This window comes from Pseudomonas sp. LJDD11 (assembly GCF_024584215.1).
Taxonomy (GTDB): Bacteria; Pseudomonadota; Gammaproteobacteria; order Pseudomonadales; family Pseudomonadaceae; genus Aquipseudomonas.
The window spans coordinates 108,034-131,978 of the sequence record NZ_JANJFL010000008.1 but is presented as its reverse complement, the minus strand read 5'-3'; the positions used below and the strand labels follow the sequence as shown (position 1 = coordinate 131,978).

22 protein-coding genes are annotated in these 23,945 nt (G+C 61.5%); 9 read left to right on the top strand and 13 right to left on the bottom strand.

From position 1 onward, the window contains the following. Nucleotides 1–84: 84 nt before the first annotated feature. The 5 genes from NRB16_RS12140 (at nucleotide 85) to NRB16_RS12120 (ending at nucleotide 3,626) form a co-directional block, all read left to right on the top strand. Entirely contained in the window at nucleotides 85–1,578 is a 1,494-nt protein-coding gene (locus NRB16_RS12140; RefSeq protein WP_253116316.1) for an RNA polymerase factor sigma-54, read from the top strand. A gap of 114 nt (nucleotides 1,579–1,692) precedes the next feature. Then, nucleotides 1,693–2,001, top strand: coding sequence for a ribosome hibernation-promoting factor, HPF/YfiA family (gene hpf, locus NRB16_RS12135; RefSeq protein WP_045487891.1), 309 nt, complete (start codon nucleotides 1,693–1,695; stop codon nucleotides 1,999–2,001). 12 nt (nucleotides 2,002–2,013) lie between these two features. After that, a complete protein-coding gene (ptsN, locus tag NRB16_RS12130; RefSeq protein WP_253139322.1) occupies nucleotides 2,014–2,478 on the top strand; it encodes a PTS IIA-like nitrogen regulatory protein PtsN in 465 nt (154 codons plus the stop codon). Between the two features lie 2 nt (nucleotides 2,479–2,480). Further along, nucleotides 2,481–3,338, top strand: a complete 858-nt coding sequence (rapZ, locus tag NRB16_RS12125) for an RNase adapter RapZ (RefSeq protein ID WP_045487885.1) — start codon at nucleotides 2,481–2,483, stop codon at nucleotides 3,336–3,338. A gap of 15 nt (nucleotides 3,339–3,353) precedes the next feature. Continuing rightward, on the top strand, nucleotides 3,354–3,626 hold the full coding sequence (locus NRB16_RS12120) for an HPr family phosphocarrier protein (protein WP_045487882.1): 273 nt from the start codon (nucleotides 3,354–3,356) through the stop codon (nucleotides 3,624–3,626). A 279-nt stretch (nucleotides 3,627–3,905) separates the two neighbouring features. Here NRB16_RS12120 and NRB16_RS12115 read toward each other — a convergent pair whose 3' ends face one another. The 5 genes from NRB16_RS12115 to pmbA all read right to left on the bottom strand — a co-directional run bounded on the left by NRB16_RS12115 (nucleotide 3,906) and on the right by pmbA (nucleotide 8,340). Beyond that, nucleotides 3,906–4,526 (bottom strand): superoxide dismutase, encoded by a 621-nt coding sequence (locus NRB16_RS12115; RefSeq protein ID WP_045487879.1) that lies wholly within the window; start codon nucleotides 4,524–4,526, stop codon nucleotides 3,906–3,908. A gap of 1 nt (nucleotide 4,527) precedes the next feature. Further along, entirely contained in the window at nucleotides 4,528–4,983 is a 456-nt protein-coding gene (locus NRB16_RS12110) for a tetratricopeptide repeat protein (RefSeq protein ID WP_045487876.1), read from the bottom strand. Between the two features lie 22 nt (nucleotides 4,984–5,005). Further along, nucleotides 5,006–6,382 carry a lyase family protein gene (locus NRB16_RS12105; protein WP_045487873.1) on the bottom strand — a complete coding sequence of 459 codons (1,377 nt, stop codon included), beginning with the start codon at nucleotides 6,380–6,382 and terminating at the stop codon, nucleotides 5,006–5,008. Continuing rightward, nucleotides 6,375–6,770, bottom strand: a complete 396-nt coding sequence (locus NRB16_RS12100; RefSeq protein WP_257106227.1) for a FagA protein — start codon at nucleotides 6,768–6,770, stop codon at nucleotides 6,375–6,377. The genes NRB16_RS12105 and NRB16_RS12100 overlap by 8 nt, the downstream gene beginning before the upstream one ends. A gap of 223 nt (nucleotides 6,771–6,993) precedes the next feature. After that, nucleotides 6,994–8,340 carry a metalloprotease PmbA gene (pmbA, locus tag NRB16_RS12095; protein ID WP_045487867.1) on the bottom strand — a complete coding sequence of 449 codons (1,347 nt, stop codon included), beginning with the start codon at nucleotides 8,338–8,340 and terminating at the stop codon, nucleotides 6,994–6,996. A 107-nt stretch (nucleotides 8,341–8,447) separates the two neighbouring features. Here pmbA and yjgA point away from each other — a divergent pair, with 107 nt between their 5' ends. Next, nucleotides 8,448–8,969 (top strand): ribosome biogenesis factor YjgA, encoded by a 522-nt coding sequence (gene yjgA / locus NRB16_RS12090; RefSeq protein ID WP_045487864.1) that lies wholly within the window; start codon nucleotides 8,448–8,450, stop codon nucleotides 8,967–8,969. 24 nt (nucleotides 8,970–8,993) lie between these two features. Here the strand turns inward: yjgA and tldD are convergent, their stop codons facing one another. From tldD to mreB, 8 genes are all read right to left on the bottom strand, one after another. After that, nucleotides 8,994–10,433, bottom strand: a complete 1,440-nt coding sequence (gene tldD / locus NRB16_RS12085; protein ID WP_045487862.1) for a metalloprotease TldD — start codon at nucleotides 10,431–10,433, stop codon at nucleotides 8,994–8,996. A gap of 2 nt (nucleotides 10,434–10,435) precedes the next feature. Continuing rightward, nucleotides 10,436–11,281 (bottom strand): carbon-nitrogen hydrolase family protein, encoded by an 846-nt coding sequence (locus NRB16_RS12080; RefSeq protein WP_257106226.1) that lies wholly within the window; start codon nucleotides 11,279–11,281, stop codon nucleotides 10,436–10,438. 32 nt (nucleotides 11,282–11,313) lie between these two features. Continuing rightward, nucleotides 11,314–15,135, bottom strand: coding sequence for a YhdP family protein (locus NRB16_RS12075; protein ID WP_257106225.1), 3,822 nt, complete (start codon nucleotides 15,133–15,135; stop codon nucleotides 11,314–11,316). 301 nt (nucleotides 15,136–15,436) lie between these two features. Further along, on the bottom strand, nucleotides 15,437–16,894 hold the full coding sequence (gene rng / locus NRB16_RS12070; protein ID WP_045487853.1) for a ribonuclease G: 1,458 nt from the start codon (nucleotides 16,892–16,894) through the stop codon (nucleotides 15,437–15,439). Beyond that, the gene (locus NRB16_RS12065) at nucleotides 16,891–17,493 is read right to left on the bottom strand and encodes a nucleoside triphosphate pyrophosphatase (protein ID WP_045487850.1); all 603 of its coding nucleotides are present in this window, start codon (nucleotides 17,491–17,493) and stop codon (nucleotides 16,891–16,893) included. Before NRB16_RS12065 ends, rng begins: the two co-directional genes overlap by 4 nt. Nucleotides 17,494–17,537: 44 nt before the next feature. Beyond that, nucleotides 17,538–18,029, bottom strand: coding sequence for a rod shape-determining protein MreD (mreD, locus tag NRB16_RS12060; RefSeq protein WP_257106224.1), 492 nt, complete (start codon nucleotides 18,027–18,029; stop codon nucleotides 17,538–17,540). Beyond that, entirely contained in the window at nucleotides 18,022–19,101 is a 1,080-nt protein-coding gene (gene mreC, locus NRB16_RS12055) for a rod shape-determining protein MreC (protein WP_373568459.1), read from the bottom strand. The genes mreD and mreC overlap by 8 nt, the downstream gene beginning before the upstream one ends. Before the next feature lie 350 nt (nucleotides 19,102–19,451). Beyond that, a complete protein-coding gene (mreB, locus tag NRB16_RS12050; RefSeq protein ID WP_045487844.1) occupies nucleotides 19,452–20,489 on the bottom strand; it encodes a rod shape-determining protein MreB in 1,038 nt (345 codons plus the stop codon). 208 nt (nucleotides 20,490–20,697) lie between these two features. Between mreB and gatC the strand changes: the two genes are divergently transcribed. The 3 genes from gatC to gatB are packed head-to-tail and all read left to right on the top strand — an operon-like array spanning nucleotide 20,698 to nucleotide 23,909. Further along, entirely contained in the window at nucleotides 20,698–20,985 is a 288-nt protein-coding gene (gene gatC, locus NRB16_RS12045; RefSeq protein ID WP_045487841.1) for an Asp-tRNA(Asn)/Glu-tRNA(Gln) amidotransferase subunit GatC, read from the top strand. A gap of 14 nt (nucleotides 20,986–20,999) precedes the next feature. After that, the gene (gene gatA, locus NRB16_RS12040) at nucleotides 21,000–22,451 is read left to right on the top strand and encodes an Asp-tRNA(Asn)/Glu-tRNA(Gln) amidotransferase subunit GatA (RefSeq protein WP_253116329.1); all 1,452 of its coding nucleotides are present in this window, start codon (nucleotides 21,000–21,002) and stop codon (nucleotides 22,449–22,451) included. Between the two features lie 12 nt (nucleotides 22,452–22,463). Continuing rightward, nucleotides 22,464–23,909: an Asp-tRNA(Asn)/Glu-tRNA(Gln) amidotransferase subunit GatB gene (gene gatB / locus NRB16_RS12035; RefSeq protein WP_045487836.1), complete on the top strand. Its 1,446-nt coding sequence runs from the start codon at nucleotides 22,464–22,466 to the stop codon at nucleotides 23,907–23,909. Nucleotides 23,910–23,945 lie beyond the last annotated feature (36 nt).

The following is a 23,945-nucleotide window of genomic DNA, read 5'->3' as shown; positions in this document are numbered from 1 at the left end:
CCGACACTTTCCCACGACAGCTACCGATGCCCTGTAGTGGATGGCGCTCCCCGCGCCGGCGAATGAAGGTGTTGAGCAACTGCCATGAAACCATCGCTAGTCTTGAGAATGGGCCAGCAGCTGACGATGACACCGCAGCTGCAACAGGCTATCCGCTTGCTTCAGCTATCGACTCTGGACCTGCAGCAGGAAATCCAGGAAGCGCTGGAATCCAACCCCATGCTGGAGCGCCAGGAAGAAGGCGACGACTTCGATAATTCCGACCCGATGGCGGACAATATCGAAAACAAGCCGGCCAGCGAACAGCCGGAGCCAAGCTTCCAGGAAACCGCCACGACCGTGGACAACCTTGAAGAAGGCGACTGGAACGAGCGTATTCCCAACGAGCTGCCGGTCGACACGGCGTGGGAAGACATCTACCAGACCAGCGCCAGCAGCCTGCCCGGCAGTGATGATGACGAGTGGGACTTCACAACCCGCACATCGGCCGGTGAAAGCCTGCAGAGCCACTTGCTATGGCAGCTCAATGTCGCGCCGATGTCCGATACCGATCGCCTGATCGCCGTCACCCTGATCGACTGCATCAATGGCCAGGGTTACCTGGAAGAGCCTCTGGAAGAACTTCTGGAAGCCTTCGATCCTGAACTGGACATCGAACTCGACGAGATCGAAGCCGTCCTGCACCGTATCCAGCAGTTCGAACCGGCCGGTGTCGGTGCGCGCACCCTCAGCGAATGCCTGCTCCTGCAATTGCGCCAGCTCCCGGCCAAAAGCCCTTGGCTGGCTGAAGCGCAGCGCTTGGTCAGCGACTACATCGACTTGTTGGGCAGCCGCGACTACTCGCAACTGATGCGGCGCATGAAACTCAAGGAAGATGAGCTGCGCCAGGTCATCGAGCTGGTGCAAAGCCTCAATCCGCGCCCGGGTTCGCAAATCGAATCCAGCGAGCCGGAATATGTGGTGCCGGACGTCATCGTGCGCAAGGACACCGACCGCTGGCTGGTGGAGCTGAACCAGGAAGCGGTGCCGCGCCTGCGCGTCAACCCGCAATATGCCGGTTTCGTGCGCCGTGCCGATACCAGCGCCGACAACACCTTCATGCGTAACCAGTTGCAGGAAGCACGCTGGTTCATCAAGAGCCTGCAAAGCCGCAACGAGACCCTGATGAAGGTGGCCACCCAGATCGTCGAGCACCAGCGCGGCTTTCTCGAATACGGCGATGAGGCCATGAAGCCGTTGGTGCTGCACGATATTGCCGAAGCGGTTGGCATGCACGAGTCGACCATTTCCCGGGTCACCACCCAGAAATTCATGCATACCCCGCGTGGCATCTACGAGTTGAAGTACTTCTTCTCCAGCCATGTCAGCACTTCCGAAGGCGGTGAATGCTCCTCCACAGCCATCCGCGCAATCATCAAGAAACTGGTTGCTGCGGAAAATCAGAAAAAGCCATTGAGTGATAGCAAGATCGCTGGTTTACTGGAAGCACAAGGCATTCAGGTCGCCCGTCGCACCGTCGCCAAGTACCGCGAATCGCTGGGCATTGCGCCATCGAGCGAACGCAAGCGGCTGATGTGACTGACCGGCTACCGGGCACGACCTCGTTTGGGGTCGATGCCGGGTGAGCGCCACAGCGTTCCAGAGGCAGGTAGTCGACCTGCCCCTTTATGCACAGGCAAAGGAGAAAGCTGTATGCAAGTCAATATCAGTGGACATCAACTGGAAGTGACCAAGCCCCTGCGCGAATATGTGGAGCTCAAACTCAAAAAACTCGAAGGACATTTCGACAAGATCACCAATGTCCAGGTCACCATGACCGTCGAGAAACTGAAACAGAAAATCGAAGCCACCATGCACATCCATGGCGGTGAGGTCGTGGCCAACGCCGAGCATGACGACATGTATGCCGCCATCGACCTGCTCACCGACAAGCTCGACAGACAATTGCTCAAGCATAAGGAAAAGCAGCAAAGCATCCTCAAAGGTGCGACCGCTCGCTAACACACCCAATCCATGATCCGACTTGAAGACATCCTGACCCCCGGCCGTTCCCAGGTTAACGTGCCGGGGGGCAGTAAAAAACGCGTACTCGAACAGATTGCCAACCTGATTGGCCGCGAAGTACCTACGCTGGATACTCAAACCGTATTCGAGAGTCTGGTCGCCCGCGAAAAGCTCGGATCGACCGGCTTTGGCAACGGCATTGCCATTCCTCACTGCCGCCTCGCCGCCTGCAGCGCGCCGGTGAGCGCTGTCCTGCACCTGGAAGCACCGGTTGATTTTGACGCCATCGATGGCGCACCGGTCGATCTGCTGTTCGTGTTGCTGGTTCCCGAAGCTGCCACCGATGAACATCTGGAGCTGTTACGCCAGATCGCCAGCATGCTCGACCGCGCCGAAGTGCGTGAGCGCCTGCGCGCGGCAAACAGCGGTGAGGCGCTTCATCAAGCCGTGCTGGATGAACTGAAAGGCCGGTGAGCATGCGCATGATCATCGTCAGTGGCCGCTCCGGTTCGGGCAAGAGCACCGCGCTCGACATGCTCGAAGACAACGGTTTCTACTGCGTCGACAATCTGCCGGCAGGCTTGCTGCCTGAACTGGCCGAACGCGCGCTGCTCAATACCGAACAAAGCGAGCCGCTACTGGCTGTGTCCATCGACGCACGCAACATGCCCAGCCACCTCACCCGCTTCCCGCAGATCCTCGATGAGGTACGCGCCCGGCACATCCACTGTGATGTGCTGTATCTGGACGCCGACGACGCTACCCTGCTCAAACGTTTCTCGGAAACCCGGCGACGCCATCCGCTGAGCAACTCACAGCGCTCGCTGGCCGAAGCCATACGTGACGAAAGCGTACTGCTGGGGCCGATCATTGATCTGGCCGACCTGAAGATCAACACCACACACCTGAACCTCTATCAGTTGCGTGACACCATCAAGCTGCGCCTGCTGAACAAGCCCGAGCCCGGTACGGCTTTCCTGATCGAGTCGTTCGGCTTCAAGCGTGGCATGCCGGTGGACGCCGATCTGGTGTTCGACGTGCGCTGCCTGCCCAACCCCTACTGGAAGCCGGAGCTACGCGAGCATTCGGGGCTTGATCCGGTGGTAGCCGAATACCTCGCGGCCCAGCCCGATGTGGAAGAAATGTTTCAGGACATCTTCGCCCACCTCAACAAGTGGCTGCCGCGGTTTGCCGCCAGTAACCGCTCCTACGTGACCGTCGCCATCGGCTGCACCGGCGGGCATCACCGTTCGGTCTATCTGACCGAACGCCTGGGCCAGGTCCTGCAACAATCACTCAAGAACGTTCAGGTTCGTCACCGCGACCTCAGTTGAAGGACTTCCACAGCGATGCCCGCTCGTCAAATCACCATTATCAACAAACTGGGCCTGCATGCCCGCGCTGCTGCCAAGTTCGTCGGCGTCGCCGGCAAGTTCCCCTGCCAGATCCGGGTTGGCCGCACCCCAGAGAGCATGGTCGACGGCAAGAGCATCATGGCCGTCATGATGCTGGCCGCCGGCAAGGGCACCGAAATTCACCTGCTCACCGAGGGCGAGCAGGAAGATCAGGCACTCGAAGGGCTGGTAGCGCTGATCAACAATTATTTTGATGAAGGCGAATAATCTGCCGCATGACAAAGCCGGACACAAAAACGGGGCGCCATAAGCGCCCCGTTTTTATTGTCTGCAAGACCGCCACCACCACAGCCACCCTGTCCTGGCACAGGGCGCCTGAGGCTTTATGCCAGGGACAGACGTGTCACCCAGTCCAGTGCCTGGACTGTCAGCAAGGCAATCCCTCCCAGAAGCAGCAGGCTTCCGAAGGCCAGACGAAACAGGCGAACACGATTGGTAACCGACATTTCCAGACTCATGACGTGCCTTGAGGACTCAAAGGGTTGATCAGGCCAGCGCAGCAGCGTAACGGCGCGCCACTTCAGCCCAGTTGATGACGTTGTAGAAGGCAGCGATGTACTCCGGCCGCTTGTTCTGATACTTCAGGTAGTAAGCGTGCTCCCAGACATCCAGGCCAAGAATCGGCGTATTGCCGTGCATCAACGGGCTGTCCTGGTTGCCGCTGTGCTCGACCACCAGCTTTTTCTCCGGGGTAACGCTCAGCCACGCCCAGCCACTGCCGAACTGGACAGTAGCAGCCTTGGTGAAAGCCTCTTTGAACGCTGCAAAGCCGCCCAGTTGCGCATCGATGGCACTGGCCAGTTCGCCTTTGGGCTCGCGATCACCTTCAGGACTCATCACGGTCCAGAACAGCGAGTGGTTGGCGTGGCCACCGCCATGGTTCTTGACCACCGGGCGCAGAGCCTCTGGCAGACTGGCGATCTTGCGCACCAGGTCCTCGACGCTCAGTTCTTTGTACTGGGCGTATTCAGGCTGCTCCAGGGCCGCGTTGATGTTGTTGATGTAGGTCTGATGGTGTTTGGTGTGGTGGATTTCCATGGTTTGCGCATCGACGTGCGGTTCCAGCGCATCGTAGGCGTAAGGCAAGGCAGGCAGGCTATAGGTCATTTCAATGGACTCCTTGGTATTGGCCAGTGGCTGAATGGTGATGCAGCGACGAACGGCTGTGTTCGCCGGCGCTGTTCAGCAATCTGTTGGTGCGCGGGTACTCGCCATGTTCGCTGATGAAGCTCAACAGCTCGGCGTAGGTCTTGTTGCTATGGCGCAGCGCCGCCTGGCGCAGCGTCTCGGGCAGACGCGAATCCTGAATGGCCTGTAACAACCGTTGATGCACCGCGCAAAGGTACTCGGCACTTTCTTCAGGCTGCCCCAGGCTCAAGTGTAGATCGGCCAGATTGTGGTGCGAGATGACGTAGGCGGCGACCGCTTCGTCGGGGTCGGCCCAGCGCTCGAACAGCACCTGGGCCAGCGCCAGGGCCTGGAGGTATAACTCACGAGCTTCAACCCACTCGCCGAGATTGAAACAGCGATTGGCTTGTTCAATGATGCGTTTCCAATGCTGCATGGTCTACCTCCAGAGCGCCGGCTCAGATACCGCCAGCGGTGAGTTTTTCAGGGTTGAGCAACACTTCCAGCTGGCTGCGTTGCAGGTCGGTATGTTCCAGCGCGACATCGATGATCGGCCGGCCTTGTTGATACGCCTTCTTGGCGATTTCAGCGGCTTTCTGATAACCAATGATTGGGTTCAACGCGGTCACCAGAATCGGGTTGCGCGACAGCGCTTCCTGCAGTTTTTCCTGATTGACCTTGAAACTGGCGATGGCCTTGTCGGCCAACAGGCGGCTGGAGTTGGCCAACAGCTCAATGCTGCTGAGCAGATTCGAAGCCACGATCGGCAGCATTACGTTAAGTTCGAAGTTGCCTGACTGGCCCGCTACGGTGATGGCTGCATCGTTGCCGATGACCTGAGCAGCCACCATGGCGGTCGCTTCAGGAATCACTGGGTTGACCTTGCCCGGCATGATCGACGAACCGGGCTGCAAGGCTTGCAGTTCGATTTCACCCAGGCCCGCCAGTGGGCCGGAATTCATCCAGCGCAGGTCGTTGGCGATTTTCATCAGCGACACGGCAGTGGCCTTGAGCTGGCCCGATACGGCCACGGCCGTGTCTTGCGAGCCGATCAGGGCAAACAGGTCCTTGCCCGGCGTAAAGCTCACGCCACTCAGTGCACTGAGGTGGGCGTTGAACCGCTTGGCAAACTCCGGATGGGCGTTGATACCGGTGCCCACCGCCGTGCCGCCCTGAGCCAGTGACTGCAGGGCCGGTTGCAACGCCTGCAAGTGTTCGACATTGGCGCGCACTTGCTGGGCCCAACCGTTGAGCACCTGGCTCATGCGCACTGGCATGGCGTCCATCAGGTGAGTACGGCCGGTCTTGACGTACTGATGCACCTGGCCGGCCTTGTGTTCGGTCACTTGCAGCAGGTGATTGAGCGCTGGCAGCAGATGCTCATGCAGCGCCAGTGCAGCACTGACGTGGATCGTGGTGGGGATAATGTCGTTGCTGCTCTGGCCACAGTTGACGTGATCGTTGGCATTGACCGTGTCGCCCAGGATGCGCGTTGCCAGAGTAGCGATCACTTCGTTGGCGTTCATGTTGGAACTGGTGCCCGAGCCGGTCTGGAATATGTCCACCGGGAAATGCACCATGAAATCGCCGCCCAGCAGATCATTGACGGCCTGAACAATCGCCTTGCTCTGCCCTTCGCTGATCTGTTCAAGCTCCAGGTTGGCCTTGGCAGCAGCGGCCTTGGCCAGCAGCAAGGCGCGGATGAACTGCTTGGGCATGCGCTGCTGGCTGATCGGAAAGTTGTCTACCGCACGCTGGGTCTGAGCGCCGTACAGGGCCTCGGCCGGGACCTGCAGTTCACCCATGCTGTCGCGTTCGATACGGGTATTACTCATCGGAATATCCTTGCACCAGTTCAGTCAGAGAAATTGACGGTTGCAGCACACAGGTCGCCAGCTCATGCACACAGGCATCCCACTGGTGACGCTGTGTCTGAGTTGCAGCCAACAGTTTGAGATCGCGCAACGGCCGCCAGGCCTGGTCCAGGCACAGGCAGCGCCAATGCCACGGCAGTACGGTGTCACGGGCGGTGTCCAGCAACAGCCGGAACGTGGATTGCGCGACCAGCGCTTTGGGGGTGGCGGTAAAGCGCGCCAGATAGCGCCCTTCGGCGAGGTAATGCTCGATCAGGCGCGGCTCGTCAGGATCAAACGCACAACGAATCCGCAGACCCAGCTCACGCCAGTTCTCCAGATAAGGTAGTTCACGCAGCACTGATCCCATGACCCATCATCCAGCCAAGAAATGATAGTCATTATTGAATGAGATTAAGAATCAAGACAACCCCTGAGTGCGCCATAGATATTTCAGGGGGAAAAAGCAGCGGGTATGCAGCGACTCGGGAGGGAACATCGGTAGGAGCGAGCTTGCTCGCGAATCTTCAGCAGACGTTAAACATGGGGCGTCTGGAGGATTCGCGACCAAGGTCGCTCCTACCGGTGGTTTATCAGCTACCTGCGACGGTCATGCGCTCGATCAGGACCGAGCCGGTGCGGATGTTGCCGCGCAGTTCAAGATCGCTGCCAACGGCGACGATCTGCCTGAACATGTCACGCATGTTGCCGGCAATCGTCACTTCCTGAACGGCAAACTGGATCTCGCCATTCTCCACCCAAAAGCCGGCCGCACCGCGCGAGTAGTCGCCGGTGACCATGTTCAGGCCGCTGCCCATCAGTTCGGTGACCAGCAGGCCACGACCCATACGCCGGATCAGTGCCGCCTGGTCTTCGCTGCCGTGGCTGACGAACAGGTTATGCACCCCGCCAGCGTTGGCGGTGCTGGGCATACCCAGTTTGCGACCTGAATAGGTGCTCAGCACATACGACACAAGGTCGCCATTTTCGACAAATGGTTTGGCGTAGGTAGCAAGGCCGTCACCATCGAACGAGGCGCTGCCCATTGCCCGCATCAGGTGCGGCCGTTCATCGATGGTCAGCCACTCAGGGAACAGCCGCTGGCCCAGCGCGCCTTCAAGGAAAGAGGACTTACGGTACAGGTTACCGCCAGAGATCGCGCCCAGGAAACTGCCGAACAGCCCGCCGGCCAGTTCGGCGCTGAACAGGACCGGTACTTCGCAAGTGGGTACTGGACGCGCGCCCAAACGGCTGGCTGCGCGCTCGGCAGCCTTGCGTCCAATGCTTACCGGATCGCTCAGCAAAGAGCCCTGACGGTTGACGTCATACCAGTAATCGCGCTGCATCTGGCCGCCATCTTCGGCGATCATCACGCAACTAAGGCTATGCCGGGTCGAGGCGTAACCGCCGATAAAGCCGTTGCTGTTGCCGTACACACGGCAGCCCTGATGGGTATTGAGCGTGGTGCCATCAGCGTTTTTGATCCGCTTGTCGGCATCAAATGCTGCCGCTTCGCAGATCAGCGCTTTTTCGATGGCCTGTTCCGGGGTGATATCCCAGGCATGGTAAAGGTCGAAATCCTTTACCTCGCGAGCCATCAACGCCGCATCGGCGAGCCCGGAGCTTTGGTCTTCGGAAGTGTGTTCGGCAATCGCCAGCGCTGCGGCGACGGTTTCACGGATCGCTTCAGGGCCGACTGCCGAGGTGCTGGCCGACCCTTTACGCTGGCCGACATACAGGGTGATGCCAAAGCCCTGATCGCGATTGAATTCCACAGTCTCGACTTCGCGCTGACGCACCGAGGTCGACAACCCCTGGTCCACGGATACCGCCACTTCGCAGGCCGTGGCGCCCTGACGCCGGGCTTCGGCAATGATCTGCTCAACCTGCTGCTCAAGGGCCGACAAGGCCTGCGGGCCGACGCTTTGGGTTGCACTCATGACTTTCTCCATCAAATTCTGCTTTCGGCACGGCCCGTATACCGAGCGGACCGGACAAGCGGCCCCCGAGTGGTTATCATGGCGCCGTTTATTTGCGGACGGCCCCCATGGTTGATTCTTACGACGACTCCCTCGACGGGGAGAAAAGCAAAACCCAGGTAAAACGCGAGATGCAGGCTCTGGTCGAGCTTGGCGAACGCCTGACCACCTTCAAACCCGACCTGCTCGACAAGCTGCCGCTGACCGACGGCTTGCGCAAGGCCCTGGCCGAGGCCCACAAGCACACGGCCCACGCCGCCCGTAAACGGCACATCCTGTTCATCGGCAAGCTGATGCGCGATCAGGACCAGGAGGCCATTCTGGCGCTGGTGGACCAGCTCGACAGCTCGACCCGTCAGTACAACGAGCGCTTTCACGCCCTTGAACGCTGGCGTGACCGGCTGATTGGCGGTGACGACGGCGACCTGGAAAAATTCGTCGTCGAGTACCCCGAAGCCGATCGCCAGCAGCTGCGTTCGCTGATCCGCCAGGCCCAGCACGAGGTGGCACGCAACAAACCGCCAGCCTCCAGCCGCAAGATCTTCAAGTACATTCGCGAGCTGGACGAGCTGCAGCGCGGCCTGCGTTAGTTCCCGTCCTTTCCTGCCCTGCTCTCAGGCTCCGGTGCCGCCAACAGTGATCGCATCGAGCTTGAGGGTCGGCTGCCCCACGCCAACCGGCACCGATTGCCCATCCTTGCCACAGGTCCCGACACCACTGTCCAGTTTCAGGTCGTTACCGACCATTGACACCCGGCTCATGGCTTCCGGACCGTTGCCGATCAGGGTCGCACCCTTGACCGGCGTAGTGATTTTGCCGTCTTCGATCAGGTACGCCTCGCTGGTAGAAAACACGAACTTGCCGCTGGTGATGTCGACCTGACCGCCGCCAAGGTTGGCGCAGTAGATACCTTTTTTCACCGAGGCGATGATTTCCTGTGGATCGCTCTGCCCGCCAAGCATGTAGGTGTTGGTCATGCGCGGCATCGGCAGGTGCGCGTAGGACTCACGACGACCATTACCGGTGCGCGCCACACCCATCAGCCGTGCATTGAGCTTGTCCTGCATGTAGCCCTTGAGCACGCCGTTCTCGATCAGGGTGGTGCATTGGGTCGGGGTGCCTTCGTCATCGACGCTCAGCGAACCACGGCGACCTGCCAGGGTACCGTCGTCGACGATGGTGCACAGTTTGGAGGCAACCATTTCGCCAATCCGGCCGCTGTAGGCCGAGCTGCCCTTGCGGTTGAAATCGCCTTCCAGACCGTGGCCAACGGCTTCGTGCAACAGCACACCGGACCAGCCCGAGCCGAGCACCACCGGCAGGGTGCCAGCCGGAGCCGGCACCGCTTCGAGGTTGACCAGCGCCTGGCGCAGCGCTTCACGGGCATAGCCCATGGCCCGGTCTTCATTGAGGAAGTAGCGGTAATCGGTACGTCCGCCGCCACCGTGACCACCGCGTTCGCGGCGGCCGTTCTGCTCGACGATCACGCTGACATTGAAGCGCACCAGCGGCCGCACATCGGCCGCCAGGCTACCGTCGGCGGCGGCGACCAGAATCTGCTCCCAGACCCCGGCCATGCTCACCGACACTTGCTGAATGCGCGGGTCCAGGGCCCGGGTGGCGATGTCGATGCGTTTGAGCAACTCGACTTTTTCCGCACGGCTGAGCACTTCGAGCGGGTTATCCGCCGCGTACAAGCGAGTCACATCCTGGGCAGTGAAGGCCTGGACCCGGCCCTGCTGACCGGCACGGGAAATCGAGCGGGCGGCGCCTGCGGCGGCCGTCAGGGCTTCCAGATTGATGGCGTTGCTGTAGGCAAAACCGGTTTTTTCTCCCGACTGGGCACGTACGCCCACGCCCTGGTCCATGTTGAAACTGCCTTCCTTGACGATACCGTCCTCCAGCGCCCAGGACTCGGAAATGATGCCCTGGAAGTACAGATCGGCTGCGTCGATTCCCGGCCCGGCCAGCTCGCCCAGCACCGCTTGCAGGTTATCCAGGCTCAACCCGCCAGGGGCCAGAAGGTGTTCGCTGACTGAGGACACGTCACTCATATTCACTCCGAAGCAGGCCGCACCGCGTCCTGCACTGTAAAGCGCCGGTGACTGGACACCGGCATCCGCGCCCGTATGGACGCCTGTTCTTCACTGTCGCGCTGCGCCAACAGCACGGCTTCGCCTTTGTCCTGCTCGGCCAGCACCCGCCCCCAAGGGTCGATGATCGCGGCCTGGCCCCAGGTTTCCCGTGGGCCGGGGTGCACGCCGCCCTGGGCGGCTGCCAGCAGGTAACACTGGGTCTCGATCGCGCGGGCGCGAATCAGAACCTCCCAGTGCGCCGCACCGGTCACGGCGGTGAACGCCGAAGGTGCGGTAATCAACTCAGCGCCCGCTTCACGCAAGGCGGTGTACAACTCGGGAAAGCGCAGGTCGTAACATACGCTCAAGCCCAGCCGGCCTACCGGCGTGTCGGCCACCACTACGTTGGCTCCATGAGCATAGTCATCAGACTCACGGTAGCGCCCGCGATTGTCAGTAACATCCACATCGAACAGGTGCAGCTTGTCATAGCGCGCGGCCTGTTCGCCGTGTTCATCGATCAGCAGCGAGCAGGCGGTGACCTTGCCCTCGGGCTGCCCCTCGGGCGGCAACGGCAAGGTGCCGGCGACTATCCATAACCTGAGGTCGCGGGCGGCCTGTTTCAACCATGGCAGGATGGGACCATGGCCCAACGCCTCGGCACGCCCGATGGCGGCAGCGTCACGCCGGCCCAGTGCCGAGAAATTTTCTGGCAGCACCGCCAGCCGGGCGCCCTGCCCGGCGGCCTGCTCCAGCAAGCGCCGGGCCTGGCGCAGGTTGTCTGCAATGTCGCTCTGGCTGACCATCTGAATGACGGCAAATGTCATGGCTTGCTCCTGAGTCCTTTCCGGCAATACGGTTACTGAGGCTTCTCGAACGGTTTGTCGAAGGTGATCTTCGGCTCCTTCCAGGGACCTTCGACCTTGTACTGGACGCTGGCAAAGCGTGCTACACGATCGCCCAGCAGTTTGTCTGCGATAAACAATGCACCGCCGATGGCTGGTGCACCCACAATCAGCGCGGCAATCGGCAGGTTGTTGGTAACCGGCAGAGTGACCAGCAGCTTGGCATCGACCCGATCCTTGACCATATCCAGGGTGCCGTCCAGCTCAAGATTACTCGACGGACCGGTCAGGGTGATCGGCTTGCGTGTCACATAGACACCGTCGCTGGCCACCAACAGACCTTTGACCCGATCGTAACTCAAGCCCTTGCCCAGCAGGTCGGAGAAGTCCAGCCGCAGGCGACGGCCGATGGAGTTGAAATTCAGCAAGCCGAATACCCGTAACGCTTGCGCACCGCCCTCGACCTCGACGAACTGACCATTGCGCAGCGTCGCATCCAGGCTGCCGGAGTAACGCTTCAGACCGACCCAGGCTGGCGAGCCGGGCCAACGCCCGTCGATGTCCAGATCGAACGTCTGACTGGTCACGGTCGGGGCGAAATTCCAGGCTTTGAGCACATCGCCCAGATTCTTGCCCGCCATATGCCCCTTGAGCCAACTGCTGCTGGCCCCTGGCGCACCTTCCCAGCCACCCTCGCCCTCCAGCAACAGGCCCTTGAGCCCCAGGCTCAGATCGCTCAAGCGCAAGCCTGTCGGCGTCGGACGGACTTTCAGCGCCCAGGCGCCGACCAGTTGCTGGCCCTGGAACAGCTGGTTGATATTGACGTTCAGTGCCGGAATCTTGCGCGGGTCAACCTCCGCCAGCGGGTCAGGCGGGTTATCCACCACCGGCGCGTCAGGATCGGGCGCCGGCAAGCGTACATACTGCATGGCGATGTCGATCGGCGCGTTTTTGGCATCGGGCAACAGCGCACTGCCTTTGGCCTGGGTACTGTCCAGCGACAATCGCCAGGCGGCAGCATTGCGCTCCAACTGAACCCGCGCCTGGTCCAGGGTGGTGCCCATGGCGGTCAGCCTGCCGACCTGCAGATCCACACCGCCAAGGGTCTGTCGGGCGCTGCCGCCGGGGTCGTTGCCACTGTAGCGCTGAGCAATGTCCTGCCAGGGGCTGAGGTCCAGTTCCGCCAGGCTGCCGGTAATCCGCAAGCCTTTGGCCTGGGGCACCACTGCGCCGCCCTGGCCGATAAACAGCTCGCCACGGCCTTGTGCCGGGTTGCTGGCCGGCGCCGCCCAGGCCAGATTGGCCAGCTCGCCATAGGCCGCATCATAGCGCCGCTCGCTGCCTTGCAGGGTCATCCGCAATTCACTGGGGCGGGCTTCATCACGGGATTTGCCGAACGGGGCCGGCAGATCCACTGCCAATCCTTGCAGGCTTGAAGTGATCGACAGCGGCGTCGACGCGCCATCGAGCAGCAACTGCAACTGGTAAGGAATATCGCCCGACACCGGCAGCGGCTGGGTAAAGCTCAGCCAGTCGGTGAGACGCTTCAAGGCAATCTGGCCATTGGCAGTGATGCGCGTGACGTTCGCGCCTGGCTTGCCTTCAGCGGTAATCTCGGCGGTAACCGGACGACCGAACGCCTGAGCACTGACACCCTTGCCAGACAACCCCCGCGCGCTGTCAAAACGGAACTCGCCCTTGAGCTGGGTCAGGTCCAGTACCGGCTCGGCCAGTTTGAGTTGCGCGCCCTCACTGGCGAAATCCACCAGGATCTTCGGTTCCAGGCCCTTCTCCAGCGGGATGTCCAGTTTCAGGCTGCCATTGAGCGGCCCCTGCCCCTGCCAACCGGCAAACGTCGCCGCCGTACCAAGCGGCGCGCTCTGGAGAATTTTCAGACCGTCGACCAGGCTGCCTGCAAACTTGCCGTCTACCAACAGATGGCTGGGCTGCCCTTTGGGCGCATGCGGCACCTCGACGCGCACCTCACTGACCCGGGTATCGAGCAGCTGGCCCTTGCTGGCCTTGATCCGTACCCCGCTGTTCTCGACATACACCTTGCCGTCGATGCCGGTCAGCAACGGCCAGCCCGGCTGGAAGTCCAGCGTTGCATTGCCCACATCGAAGAACAGGCTGATCACCCGCGCGGTGTCGCTGGCGTCCTTGTGCAACGAGCCCTGATACTGGAAAAACCCTTCCCTGACATCTCCCGCCACAATAGCGGTGCGCAGCCAGTGGTCCAGCGCCGGGCTGAGGACGGCAGGCAGGTACTTGCCGGTAAACCGGCCGTCGCCGTCGGTCAGCCCGACGCGCAGGTCCATATAGTCTTCATGACCGGGCTTGAGATGAATACGGATCAAGAAATCCGCCGCGATCTTGCCCTCTTCGCCAAGCACTTTGATGTACGGCGCAATCAGGGTGAAACGCTCCTGATCGAGGGTCCAGGTCAGGCGAGCGTTGGCTTTGAGGTAGTGCCAGGGCTTGGCGAAAATCGGGTCCAGATGCAGCATGAAGTCATCCGTGGCCAGACGCAGCTCGCCTTTGCCCAGATCACCGCTGATCGCCCCGCTGACGTTACCGGCGGCCGGCGCGCCGTGGTAGGCATCGAAACCGACCCGGTCCAGGTTGGCGGCAAAGCTCAGCCGCTCGTCACCGCTGGCCTGCGGTCGCCAGTCGAGTAACACATTGCGCAGCCCGCCAGTGACCTGCAGACGCTTGACCACCTCGCGCAGACCATCGGGCATCGGTGCCAGCGCCTGAAGCAGCGGGGTCAGTGGGGTCAGGTCGAGGCGGTCGGCCTCGACATGCCAGCGCTCCTCATTCTCGCTGCCGGGCCGGGCCTGATGCTGCTGGACCTGCACCCGACTCTCCCAGCGCTGCTCGCCCAGACTCATGGCCAGCGAACCGAGGGTGACCCGGATCCCCTGATCGTTGCGCGCCAGCCAGGCATTGAGCGCCAGATTGTCGATGCGCGCAGGTTTGTGCTGCTGGTAACCGCCTTCCAGTTGCGGCGCATTGAGACGCACTGCTGCACGCTGCACTGTGCCCTTGTCCCAGCCCAGCCAGAACTCGCCACCGGCCTTCAGGGTGTGCAGATGCCAGTCACGGGTCAGGTTGCCGGGCAACCATTTGGCCCAGTCACTCTGTGGCAGGCTCAGATAGACATCGGCCTGGGCTTCGCGCCAGCGGCTGGCATCGACGCGGGCCTTTACGTTCAATGCCAGCGGCTGGCCATCTGGCAGATTCAAACGGGCGTCCAGGCGCTGCTGCCAGCTGCCGCTGGCCAGACTCAGGTTGACGTAGGTGAACGTCAGCGGGTTGGCCTGGAACGGCTGCACCGTGACCTGGCTGTCGAGCAGCGAAAGATGCGCGACCTGCTGCAGGCTGTTGAGAACCTGCGTCGGATCGGTCGGGGTGTCGTCCTTGACCGGCAGCCCCTGCAAGCGCCACTGACCGTCTTCGGCCTGGCTGAGCACCACTTGCAGACCGCTGACTTCCAGATGCGCCAGACGCACCGTCCGGGCCTTGAGGCTGGCCCACAGCGCCGGCACCACCCGCACCTGATCGAGGCGCAATTGATTGCCGCCTGAGCCAACCATCACATCATGGGCCAGCAACACCGGAGCGAAGCCGCTCCAGCGGCCTTCCAGGCTGCCAATGCTGACCGGCATGTCGAGTGCGCTGCTGACCCGGCTTTCAAGATCGGCACGGTACTCGGCGACCATGGGCACCAGTTGCCGGCCAAGGCTGACGTACAAGGCCGCCAGGACCAACAGCAAGGCACACAGGCTCAACCCCCAACGCGTCAGGGTTGCCAACAGGCCAGGCACACGCCCCATCAGACGAAAATCCGTCGCATGGGGGGTTGTTTCATACAGGCCAGTGCAGTCGGGGCCGAGGTTTGCTCATTGGTCACACGTTACTCGCATCGATACGCTGGGCGGGTTGTTTGCAGGGTGTTCGCGGCTAAAGCCAATACTGTTCGGTTAAGTACACAAATCTCGGTGGGAGGCAGCTCTGCTGGCGAAGACGGCAGCACATTCGCAGCAGATGCTGTGACTTTACTGGCCTCTTCGCGAGCAGACCGGGGCGCCGGCCGGCTCTTCCCACCGGGTCCGCGTGTCGCGGCTAAAGCCGCTCCTACAGCAGCACAACGTCGTATTGTTCCTGGGAATACATTGACTCGACCTGGAAGCGAATGGTTCGGCCAATGAAGGCTTCAAGTTCCGCGACATTGCCCGACTCTTCGTCGAGCAGGCGGTCAACGACCCGCTGGTTGGCCAGCACCCGGTAACCGACCGCCTGATACGCCCGGGCCTCACGCAGGATTTCGCGGAATATCTCATAGCAGATGGTCTCCGGCGTTTTCAGCTTGCCGCGCCCCTGACAGCAGTGGCAGGGCTCGCAAAGGATCTGCTCCAGGCTTTCACGGGTACGTTTACGGGTCATCTGCACCAGGCCAAGCTCGGTGATGCCGATGATGTTGGTTTTGGCATGGTCGCGTTCGAGCTGTTTCTCCAGGGTGCGCAGCACCTGACGCTGATGCTCGACGTCTTCCATGTCGATGAAGTCGATGATGATGATGCCGCCCAGGTTGCGCAGGCGCAGTTGCCGGGCGATGGCGGTGGCCGCCTCCAGATTGGTCTTGAAGATGGTTTCTTCAAGGTTGCGATGACCGACAAAAGCACCGGTATTGACGTCGATGGTCGTCATCGCCTCGGCCGGATCGACCACCAGGTAGCCGCCGGACTTGAGCGGCACCTTGCGCTCCAGCGCTTTCTGGATTTCATCCTCGACGCCGTACAGATCGAAGATCGGTCGCTCGCCGGGGTAGTGCTCCAGGCGATCGGCGATCTCGGGCATCAGTTCAGTGACGAACTGGCCGGTCTTCTGGAAGGTTTCCCGCGAGTCGATGCGGATCTTCTCGATCCGCGGGCTGACCAGGTCGCGCAAAGTACGCAACGCCAGACCCAGGTCTTCGTAGATGACGCTGGGCGGGCTGATGGTCTTGATCTGCTCGCCGATCTGATCCCACAGGCGGCGCAGGTAACGGATGTCCATGAGGATCTCGTCGGCGCCGGCGCCTTCGGCAGCGGTACGCAGGATAAACCCGCCGGCCTCCTTGATGCCCTCCTGCTCGACGCAGTCGCTGACCACCTTTTTCAAGCGCTCGCGCTCGCCCTCGTCTTCGATCTTCAGTGAGATGCCGACATGCGCGGTGCGCGGCATATACACCAGATAGCGCGAAGGAATGGACAACTGCGTGGTCAGGCGTGCGCCCTTGCTGCCGATCGGGTCTTTGGTGACCTGGACCACCAGGCTCTGGCCTTCATGCACCAGCGAGCTGATCGGCTCGACCGCCGAGCCTTCGCGCAGGGAGATTTCCGAGGCATGGATGAATGCTGCCCGATCCAGGCCGATGTCGATGAAGGCAGCCTGCATGCCGGGCAAGACCCTGACGACCTTGCCTTTATAGATATTGCCGACAATGCCGCGACGCTGGGTGCGCTCGACGTGGACCTCTTGCAGAACACCGTTTTCGACCACCGCCACACGGGACTCCATGGGGGTGATATTGATCAGGATTTCTTCACTCATGGCTGCTCACCTTCCGGGCCTTGCCAACAGGGTATGCCGAAAAGCCCCAGCAGGTCTGCTGTTTCACACAACGGCAAGCCGACAACCGCGGAATAACTGCCGTGCAGGGCCTCGACAAATATGGCTGCCAGCCCCTGAATCGCATAGCTGCCCGCCTTGTCCTGCGGCTCGCCGGTGGACCAATAAGCCCGCGCCTGGTCGGCGCTGATCGCTCTGAACCGCACCTGGCTGCTCACCACCCGACTTTCGCAGCGCTGCCGATCAAGCACTGCCACGGCGGTGAGTACCTGGTGTTCACGCCCCGACAAGGCGGCCAGCATGGCCAAGGCATCGGCCTCATCCTGCGGCTTGCCAAGAATTCGACCGTCCAGCACCACTGCCGTGTCAGCGCCCATGACACAGGCAGGCTCATGGTCGAGCAAGGCCAGGCCGGCCGCCGCCTTGCCCCGCGCCAGACGCTCGACATAACTGGCCGGTGGCTCATCAGGCAAAGGGCTTTCGTCGATCTGCGCGCTCAGCACGTTGAAAGGGATGCCGATCTGGGTCAGCAGCTCACGACGTCGCGGTGAACCGGAAGCCAGGTAAAGCACAGGTGGCATGAGGACGTCTCCTTGTCAGCGACGCCCCGCCTGGAGCGCCTGGCTTAATTGATTTTCAAGCGGTTGCTCAGCCCGCGTAAGCCATAGCTGATCCATGGCCACAGCAAGGCACTGACCAGCGCCGGCAGGACCAGGGTCAGGGTAGGCTGGCGATTGCCAGTCAGTGCGCTGAGCCACAACTGGGCCAGTTGCGCGACGCCATAGACCACCAGCAGGATCAGGCATTGCTGCCACATCGGGTAGATCCGCAGGCGCTGCTGCAAAGCCATGACCAGACAGGTGATCAGCGTCAGGATCAATGCATGCTGGCCCAGCAAGGTGCCATACAGCACATCCTCCATCAGCCCCAGCAACCAGGCGGTGGTCATGCCGATGCGATGCGGCAGGGTCAGCGCCCAGAAGGTCATCAACAGCGCCAGCCACATGGGCCGGAAGAACTCCATGAACTGTGGCAACGGTACGATACTGAGCAACAGGCCGATGGCGAACGTCAGCCAGACCACCCAGCCATTGCGCCGGGATCCATGACTAACCACCAATAGGCTCCCGGGAGGTGGACGGTGTTCTGTGGGCGGGGGCCGCTGCCGGTGGGCTCGCCGCCGGCCTGGCGGCCGGGCGACTGCTGGCCGGCGCAGGGCTGGCCGGCTGCGGCGTGCTGTGCGTGGCCGGTGCCGCAAGGCCCGGTATAGGGCCTGGGTAGAACGGCAACAACGCCCCCGGAATGTTCGACAACACCGGCGCGTAAGTGGCAGGTGTCGCAGGCGCTACCGCGGCTTCGCTTCTATCCAGGCTTTCCTGGGCCTGGGCCGCCTCTGCGGCACGCTCTTCAGGCGAACGCCCGTCAGAAAACACCAGCAGCAGGTAGCGACTGCGATTCAAAGCGGCAGTAGGCACCGCCCGCACAATGGCGAACGGTTGCCCGGAATCGTGAATCACTTCCTTGACCGTCGCCACCGGATAACCGGCCGGGAAGCGCTGGCCCAGGCCAGAGCTGACCAGCAGATCACCCTCTTTGATATCAGCGGTATCGGCCACATGCCGCAATTCCAGACGCTCCGGGTTGCCTGTACCACTGGCGATAGCGCGCAAGCCGTTGCGGTTGACCTGCACCGGAATGCTATGAGTGGTGTCGGTCAGCAGCAGGACCCGGGCGGTATAAGGCATCAACTCGACCACCTGGCCCATCAACCCGCGGGCATCGAGCACCGGCTGGCCGAGGAACACACCGTCGCGCTCGCCTTTGTTGATGATGATGCGATGAGTGAACGGGTTGGGGTCCATGCCGATGAGTTCGGCCACCTCGACTTTCTCGTTGACCAGCGCCGAGGAGTTGAGCAACTCGCGCAGCCGCACGTTCTGCTCGGTCAGGGCTGCCAGTTTCTGCAGGCGCCCTTGCAGCAGCAAGGCTTCAGTCTTGAGTTTCTCGTTTTCGGCGAGCAGCTCGGTGCGGCTGCCAAATTGCGAGGCAACGCCCTGATAAAGACGCTGTGGCAGATCGACGACCCAGTAAGCCTGCATCAGCACCAGCGACATCTGGCTGCGCACCGGCTTGAGCAGGGTGAAACGGGCGTCCACCACCATCAGCGTTACAGACAGCACCGCCAGCACGAGCAGACGCACACCCAGCGAAGGGCCTTTGGCGAAAAGCGGTTTAATAGGCCACTCCTTTCGGGCATTCGCTCGAAGGTGCGGGCCTGGCTTGGCGGATGTTCATGAGCAAGAGAAGCCTGGACAGATGAAAAGCGCGTTGGGCGCGCACACAGGTCGCACAAGGGCTACCTGCAAGAGGATGCTTACAACATGGCTGCACTCGGCGATACTGCGTTGAAATCGACCTCAAAATGCTCATTTACTACAGTAAACTCCGCTTTTTCGGCCAATTTCGCCTTGTATTGCCTTGGTTCGCCGACTTTGTAAGCACCCCCTCACCAAAAAGTGGCTGGCGCACGTCCGACGAATCACTCGCTGGAGAGCAGGTCCATGGAGTGCTTGTCCATCATTTCCAGCGCGCGGCCACCGCCACGAGCCACACAGGTCAGCGGGTCTTCGGCAACGATTACCGGCAGGCCGGTTTCCTGGGCCAGCAACTTGTCGAGGTCGCGCAGCAGGGCGCCACCACCAGTCAGCACCAGGCCGCGCTCGGCGATGTCCGAAGCCAGCTCAGGTGGCGATTGCTCCAGCGCGCTCTTGACCGCCTGAACGATGGTCGCCAGCGACTCCTGCAAGGCTTCAAGCACTTCGTTGGAGTTCAGGGTAAAGGCACGCGGCACGCCCTCGGCCAGGTTACGGCCACGAACATCAACTTCACGGACTTCACCACCCGGGAACGCGGTGCCGATTTCCTGCTTGATACGCTCGGCAGTGGATTCGCCGATCAGGCTGCCGTAGTTACGGCGCACGTAAGTCACGATGGCCTCGTCGAAACGGTCACCGCCAACCCGTACGGATTCGGCATAGACCACGCCGTTGAGCGAGATCAGGGCGATTTCGGTGGTACCACCACCGATGTCGACGACCATCGAGCCGCGGGCTTCTTCAACCGGCAGGCCGGCACCGATGGCAGCGGCCATCGGCTCTTCGATCAGGAACACTTCACGGGCACCGGCACCGAGTGCCGATTCACGGATGGCGCGGCGCTCAACCTGGGTGGACTTGCACGGAACGCAAATCAACACGCGCGGGCTTGGCTGCAGAAAGCTGTTTTCATGAACCTTGTTGATGAAGTACTGCAGCATCTTTTCGCAGACGCTGAAATCGGCGATCACACCATCTTTCATCGGACGAATGGCAGCAATGTTGCCTGGAGTACGGCCCAGCATACGCTTGGCCTCGGTACCTACAGCGACGACGCTCTTCTGGTTGCCGTGGGTGCGGATGGCAACAACCGAGGGTTCATTCAGGACAATACCGCGCTCACGCACGTAAATAAGGGTGTTGGCAGTGCCCAGGTCGATAGAAAGATCACTGGAAAACATGCCACGCAGTTTCTTGAACATGGGAAGGGGACCCTAGGGAACGCGTGGGTAAAAAAGTGCGGCAAACTCTAACAACGACAGGGATTTTGGGCAAGGAGCCAATATGTTAAATTGGCTGTTTTTCCGAGCACGACCCTGCGCGTTTGAGGTTCTAGGACCGCAAAATCGCCGTTGTGTTCCGCAATCAGTGCATGGACCCTGATCCTTCGCACCCCACTGGAGAATTCTCATGGCGCTCGAACGCAGCGACGTGGAAAAGATCGCCCATCTGGCCCGCCTGGGCCTTGACGATGCCGACTTGCCACGCACCACCGAAGCACTGAACAGCATTCTCGGCCTGGTCGACCAGATGCAAGCGGTCGACACCAACGGCATCGAACCGCTGGCGCACCCTCTGGAAGCCTCGCAGCGCCTGCGCGAAGACGCCGTCACCGAACAGAATCATCGCGACGAATACCAGGCCATCGCCCCAGCGGTCGAGCAAGGCCTGTATCTGGTACCGAAAGTCATCGAGTAAGGGAAAGCGCCTGCATGCATCAAATGACTCTGGCCGAGATCGCCCGCGGACTCGCCGACAAGAAATTCTCCTCTGAAGAGCTGACCCGCAACCTGCTCGAGCGCATCAATAAGCTCGACCCGCAGCTCAACAGCTTCATTACCGTCACCGAAGACCTGGCCATCACCCAGGCCCAGGCCGCCGATGCCCGGCGCGCTGCCGGCGAAACCGGCGCACTGCTCGGTGCCCCGCTGGCACACAAGGACCTGTTCTGCACCCAGGGTGTGCGCACCAGCTGTGGCTCGCGCATGCTCGACAACTTCCGGGCGCCGTACGACGCCACGGTTGTGGAAAAGCTCGCCAAAGCCGGCACCGTGACGCTGGGCAAAACCAACATGGACGAATTCGCCATGGGTTCGGCCAACGAGTCGAGCTACTACGGTGCGGTGAAAAACCCCTGGAGCCTTGAGCACGTACCCGGCGGTTCGTCCGGCGGCTCCGCAGCGGCGGTTGCCGCGCGCCTGCTGCCTGCGACCACCGGCACCGACACCGGCGGCTCGATTCGTCAGCCTGCTGCGCTGACCAACCTCACCGGCCTGAAACCGACCTACGGTCGGGTTTCGCGCTGGGGCATGATTGCTTACGCATCAAGCCTCGACCAGGGCGGCCCGCTGGCCCGCACCGCTGAAGACTGCGCCCTGCTGCTGCAAGGCATGGCCGGCTTCGACGCGAAAGACTCCACCAGCATCGATGAACCGGTGCCGGACTACAGCGCGACCCTGAACGACTCGCTCAAGGGGCTGCGCATCGGCCTGCCGAAAGAGTACTTTGGTGCTGGCCTGGACCCGCGCATTGCGCAACTGGTGCAAGACAGCGTCAAGGAGCTGGAAAAGCTCGGCGCCGTGGTCAAGCCAATCAGCCTGCCGAATCTGCAGCACGGCATCCCGGCCTATTACGTCATCGCGCCGGCCGAGGCATCCTCGAACCTGTCGCGTTTCGACGGCGTGCGCTTCGGCCATCGCTGCGAAGAGCCCAAAGACCTCACCGACCTGTACAAGCGTTCGCGTGGCGAAGGTTTCGGCCCTGAGGTGCAGCGCCGCATCATGGTCGGCGCCTATGCGCTGTCGGCCGGTTACTACGATGCCTATTACCTCAAGGCACAGAAGATCCGCCGGCTGATCAAGAACGACTTCATGAACGCCTTTGCCGAGGTCGACGTAATCCTCGGCCCGACCACGCCGAACCCGGCCTGGAAGCTCGGCACCAAGAGCAGCGACCCGGTCGCCGCGTATCTGGAAGACGTGTACACCATCACCGCCAACCTCGCCGGCCTGCCAGGCCTGTCGATGCCGGCCGGGTTCGTCGACGGCCTGCCGGTCGGCGTGCAATTGCTCGCTCCTTACTTCCAGGAAGGTCGCCTGCTGAACATCGCGCACCAGTATCAGCTAAACACTGACTGGCACACCCGCGCCCCTGAAGGCTTCTAAGGAGAAGATCACATGCAATGGGAAGTCGTCATCGGGCTGGAAATCCACACCCAGCTTTTGACCCAATCGAAGATTTTCTCCGGCAGTGCCACCACGTTCGGCTCCGAGCCCAACACCCAGGCCAGCCTGGTTGATCTGGGCATGCCGGGCGTGCTGCCGGTGCTCAATAAAGAAGCCGTGCGCATGGCGGTGAAGTTCGGCCTGGCGGTCGATGCCGAGATCGGCCAGCACAACGTGTTCGCGCGCAAGAACTACTTCTACCCTGACCTGCCCAAGGGCTACCAGATCAGCCAGATGGAACTGCCGGTGGTCGGCAAGGGCCACCTGGACATCACTCTGGAAGACGGCACGGTCAAGCGCGTCGGCATTACCCGGGCGCACCTGGAAGAAGACGCCGGCAAGAGCCTGCACGAAGATTTCAGCGGCATGAGCGGCATCGACCTGAACCGCGCCGGCACGCCCCTGCTGGAAATCGTTTCCGAGCCTGACATGCGCAGCGCCAAGGAAGCGGTCGCCTATGTGCGCGCCATTCATGCGCTGGTGCGCTACCTGGGCATCTGCGACGGCAACATGGCCGAAGGCTCGCTGCGCTGCGACTGCAACGTCTCGATCCGGCCAAAGGGCCAGGTCGAGTTCGGCACCCGCTGCGAGATCAAGAACGTCAACTCGTTCCGCTTCATCGAAAAGGCCATCAACAGCGAGATCCAGCGCCAGATCGACCTGATCGAAGACGGCGGCAAGGTCGTGCAGCAAACTCGCCTGTACGATCCGAACAAGGACGAAACCCGTGCCATGCGCAGCAAGGAGGAAGCCAACGACTACCGTTACTTCCCCGACCCGGACCTGCTGCCGGTGATTATCGAAGACTCGTTCATCGAAGCCACCCGCGCCACCCTGCCCGAGCTGCCGCAACAAAAGCGCGAGCGCTTCCAGAGCCAGTTCGGCCTGTCCAGCTACGATGCCAGCGTACTGGCCAGCAGCCGCGAGCAGGCCGATTACTTCGAGCAGGTGGTCAGCATCAGCGGTGACGCCAAGCTGGCGGCCAACTGGGTCATGGTCGAGCTGGGCAGCCTGCTCAACAAGCAAGGCCTGGAAATCGAAGCGTCGCCGGTCAGTGCCGAGCAACTGGGTGGCATGCTGCTGCGCATTCGCGACAACACCATTTCCGGCAAGATCGCCAAGATGGTCTTCGAAGCGATGGCCAATGGTGAAGGCAGCGCCGATGAAGTCATCGACAAGCGCGGCCTGAAGCAGGTAACCGACAGCGGCGCGATCGAGGCGATGCTCGACGAGATGCTTGCCGCTAACGCCGAACAGGTCGAGCAGTACCGCGCCGCCGACGAGGCCAAGCGCGGCAAGATGTTCGGCTTCTTCGTTGGCCAGGCAATGAAAGTCTCCAAAGGCAAAGCCAACCCGCAACAGGTCAACGAGCTGCTCAAGACCAAACTGGAAGGCTGATTCAAGGTCACCCCCTGTAGGAGCGGCTTTAGCCGC

What these genes read in the sequence shown, in the direction of transcription:
- hpf (WP_045487891.1), top strand. Translation starts at nt 1,693, where the DNA reads ATGCAAGTCAATATCAGTGGACATCAACTGGAAGTGACCAAGCCCCTG.
- NRB16_RS12120 (WP_045487882.1), top strand. Translation starts at nt 3,354, where the DNA reads ATGCCCGCTCGTCAAATCACCATTATCAACAAACTGGGCCTGCATGCC.
- NRB16_RS12115 (WP_045487879.1), bottom strand. Translation starts at nt 4,526, where the DNA reads ATGACCTATAGCCTGCCTGCCTTGCCTTACGCCTACGATGCGCTGGAA.
- NRB16_RS12075 (WP_257106225.1), bottom strand. Translation starts at nt 15,135, where the DNA reads ATGGGGCGTGTGCCTGGCCTGTTGGCAACCCTGACGCGTTGGGGGTTG.
- yjgA (WP_045487864.1), top strand. Translation starts at nt 8,448, where the DNA reads ATGGTTGATTCTTACGACGACTCCCTCGACGGGGAGAAAAGCAAAACC.
- gatA (WP_253116329.1), top strand. Translation starts at nt 21,000, where the DNA reads ATGCATCAAATGACTCTGGCCGAGATCGCCCGCGGACTCGCCGACAAG.
- NRB16_RS12080 (WP_257106226.1), bottom strand. Translation starts at nt 11,281, where the DNA reads ATGACATTTGCCGTCATTCAGATGGTCAGCCAGAGCGACATTGCAGAC.
- NRB16_RS12100 (WP_257106227.1), bottom strand. Translation starts at nt 6,770, where the DNA reads ATGGGATCAGTGCTGCGTGAACTACCTTATCTGGAGAACTGGCGTGAG.
- rapZ (WP_045487885.1), top strand. Translation starts at nt 2,481, where the DNA reads ATGCGCATGATCATCGTCAGTGGCCGCTCCGGTTCGGGCAAGAGCACC.
- NRB16_RS12105 (WP_045487873.1), bottom strand. Translation starts at nt 6,382, where the DNA reads ATGAGTAATACCCGTATCGAACGCGACAGCATGGGTGAACTGCAGGTC.
- rng (WP_045487853.1), bottom strand. Translation starts at nt 16,894, where the DNA reads ATGAGTGAAGAAATCCTGATCAATATCACCCCCATGGAGTCCCGTGTG.
- gatC (WP_045487841.1), top strand. Translation starts at nt 20,698, where the DNA reads ATGGCGCTCGAACGCAGCGACGTGGAAAAGATCGCCCATCTGGCCCGC.
- NRB16_RS12140 (WP_253116316.1), top strand. Translation starts at nt 85, where the DNA reads ATGAAACCATCGCTAGTCTTGAGAATGGGCCAGCAGCTGACGATGACA.
- pmbA (WP_045487867.1), bottom strand. Translation starts at nt 8,340, where the DNA reads ATGAGTGCAACCCAAAGCGTCGGCCCGCAGGCCTTGTCGGCCCTTGAG.
- ptsN (WP_253139322.1), top strand. Translation starts at nt 2,014, where the DNA reads ATGATCCGACTTGAAGACATCCTGACCCCCGGCCGTTCCCAGGTTAAC.
- tldD (WP_045487862.1), bottom strand. Translation starts at nt 10,433, where the DNA reads ATGAGTGACGTGTCCTCAGTCAGCGAACACCTTCTGGCCCCTGGCGGG.
- NRB16_RS12110 (WP_045487876.1), bottom strand. Translation starts at nt 4,983, where the DNA reads ATGCAGCATTGGAAACGCATCATTGAACAAGCCAATCGCTGTTTCAAT.
- gatB (WP_045487836.1), top strand. Translation starts at nt 22,464, where the DNA reads ATGCAATGGGAAGTCGTCATCGGGCTGGAAATCCACACCCAGCTTTTG.
- mreB (WP_045487844.1), bottom strand. Translation starts at nt 20,489, where the DNA reads ATGTTCAAGAAACTGCGTGGCATGTTTTCCAGTGATCTTTCTATCGAC.
- NRB16_RS12065 (WP_045487850.1), bottom strand. Translation starts at nt 17,493, where the DNA reads ATGCCACCTGTGCTTTACCTGGCTTCCGGTTCACCGCGACGTCGTGAG.